The sequence below is a fragment of the Nocardia sp. NPDC050408 genome (assembly GCF_044458905.1).
In the GTDB taxonomy this organism is placed as follows: Bacteria; Actinomycetota; Actinomycetes; order Mycobacteriales; family Mycobacteriaceae; genus Nocardia.
The window spans coordinates 1-2,204 of the sequence record NZ_JBITIL010000056.1 but is presented as its reverse complement, the minus strand read 5'-3'; the positions used below and the strand labels follow the sequence as shown (position 1 = coordinate 2,204).

4 protein-coding genes are annotated in these 2,204 nt (G+C 66.1%); 1 reads left to right on the top strand and 3 read right to left on the bottom strand.

The features are described 5' to 3' along the window. The 3 genes from ACIBJI_RS42535 to ACIBJI_RS42525 all read right to left on the bottom strand — a co-directional run. Positions 1–417, bottom strand: a 417-nt coding sequence (locus tag ACIBJI_RS42535) for a DUF2871 domain-containing protein (protein ID WP_397088862.1), incomplete at its 3' end; no start/stop codon positions are given. A 49-nt stretch (positions 418–466) separates the two neighbouring features. Then, positions 467–904, bottom strand: coding sequence for a DUF4267 domain-containing protein (locus tag ACIBJI_RS42530; RefSeq protein ID WP_397088860.1), 438 nt, complete (start codon positions 902–904; stop codon positions 467–469). A gap of 136 nt (positions 905–1,040) precedes the next feature. After that, complete coding sequence (locus tag ACIBJI_RS42525; protein WP_397088858.1) at positions 1,041–1,427, bottom strand: antibiotic biosynthesis monooxygenase family protein; 387 nt, start codon at positions 1,425–1,427, stop codon at positions 1,041–1,043. Positions 1,428–1,505: 78 nt separating this feature from the next. Between ACIBJI_RS42525 and ACIBJI_RS42520 the strand changes: the two genes are divergently transcribed. Next, positions 1,506–1,994, top strand: coding sequence for a MarR family winged helix-turn-helix transcriptional regulator (locus ACIBJI_RS42520; protein WP_397088856.1), 489 nt, complete (start codon positions 1,506–1,508; stop codon positions 1,992–1,994). Positions 1,995–2,204: the final 210 nt, after the last annotated feature.

The window sequence follows — 2,204 nt, the reverse complement described above, 5'->3', positions numbered from 1 at the left end:
GGCCATCTCTTCTCGGCGGGCTGTGATGGCCTGGTGCACGGTGAGGAAGAACAGCACGAATCCGATCGTCAGCAGGATGTGACCGCCGCCGGCCAGGTGCGACAGCGGCTTGTATTCGCCGTACCCGAGGACGGTCCGGGCACCGATGATGGTCATGCACGCCACCATCCAGAGGACACCGGCGTTGTAGAGGGCGAAGAACCAGCGATAGGCGCGGGTGTTCGACAGGGCGAGTTGGTATTCGAGCACCAGGACGATCAGGAAGAACAGTGTTCCCAACGCCAGCAGGTGGGTGTGGACCACGGCGAGTTCGGTCTTGCCGGTGAACTGGTGGGCTTTGGTGAGTTCGCGGTAGAACAGGCCTGACGGCAGTCCCAGTGCGGTGTAGCCAACGGCGGCCCAGTAGAGCTGTTTCATCGAGTCCTCGTTCGTGCAATATGGTGCGGTCGTTCGGGGCGTGCAGATGTCAGGCGGGCTGCGCGGCGGGCGCCGGGGCGGCGACCTGCTGGGCCTTGGGCGCCTTGCTGGTTTCGCGGAGGATCAGCAGGCCCGTGACCGCGATCAGCGCCGAGGTCAGGCCGTGGACGGCGAACGCGGTGGCCGTGGAGCCGTGGTGGGCCAGGACGTTGATCATGTCGCCGACCGGGGCGACGGCCGTCATCAGCAGGACCCAGCCCAGGGCGTGGCGCTGGCCCGTCACCAGCAGGATGCCCGTGCCCAGGCCCATCGCGAGTTCGCGGCAGCCCTTCACGATGAGGAAGCCGCCGCCGTCGCCGGCGGGCACGTTCGGCAGGCCGAAGCCCTGGGCGGCGGTCCCGGGGGTCAGGACGAACGAGATCGCGAGGTAGAAGGTGAACAGAACGACGGCGGTGGCCAGGACGGTGTTGAGGGTCTTGCGCGACATGATTGTTCTCCAGTGACGTTGTAACGGTGAGCTGTTGTCCGACAAGGCATTCGGCCCTGCAGAGGGGTAATGCCCGGCCGCCTGCGCTCGCGTGCGAGTCGGCCGGGCGTCGAATCTTCGAGTCAGCGTTCGGCGGTCACTGGGACAGCATGTCGCCGGGTGCCAGTTCGAGGGTGAGGTGGTAGATCATCGGCCGTGCGGTGAGGTCGAGGCCGTCCTGGATCCGCAGAGTCAACTCACGCCATTCCGCAGTGCCGAGGGCGTTGCGCAGGGCGGTGCCGCTGTCCCAGTCCCCGACGTTGACGAACACCACCTCGGCCGCCTCACCGGCCGCCTGGAACATCCGGGTTCGGCGGAAACCGGACGCGGCCGCCATGTACTGGGCACTATCGCGCCAGCGCTGCAGGAACAGATCCCGCTGTGCCGCGGGGACCGACATCGTGTTGATCACTGTGACCGGGGCGTCGGTGTCAGGGACGGTCGGGGTGGTGGGAACGGCGGGGTTGGTTGGAATAATCGTCATATTGTCACCGTAAGAGACAATATTCTTAGATGTCAATACTGTTATGTGGCAATCCTGTTGAGTTGCTAATGTGAGGTCATGGTGAACCAGCCGCTGGACTCGCGCGCAGTCTTCTTGTTGTCGCAGATCGGTCATCACGTGGCGTACCGGTTCACCGAGCAGCTGGCGCGATTGGATCTGGATCCGGCCCACTTCGCGGTCCTGGGCAACCTGGCGGTTGCGGATGGGCGCAGTCAGCAGGAACTCGCTGATCTGCTGCGGGTGCACCGCAACGCGATGGTCGGATTGGTCGACGAGCTAGAGGAGCGCGCACTGGTGACCCGGCGCCCGCACCCGGTCGACCGTCGCGCACACGCGGTCCACCTCACCGATCACGCGCGCGAGGTACTCGGGACAGTCCAGGCCGAGGCCGATGCACTGGAATCGGAAATCCTCGCACCACTCGAGGACGCCGAGCGAACCCTTTTCCTTCCGCTGCTTCATCGCATCGCCGCGCACGCCGACCTTCCCGCCGGTATACACCCCGGCCTGCAACGACGGCGCCGCGCACGCCGAGAACCACGGTGAGCTCAGCCCGCGAAGCTTCCCCTGCGCACCGGACCCTCCTCAGCGCCGGCCCCCCGGGCCCGAGACGCCGCGCATCATCGACACCGCCGGGACGATGCGTCATGCGCTGGTCGTCGGGGAGTTAATGCACGACGGCACCAGCGCGGTGGCGGGCACCAGCGGCTACTACATCGACCCGATCGCCCCGCTGGGCTGACTTCAGTAAGGTTG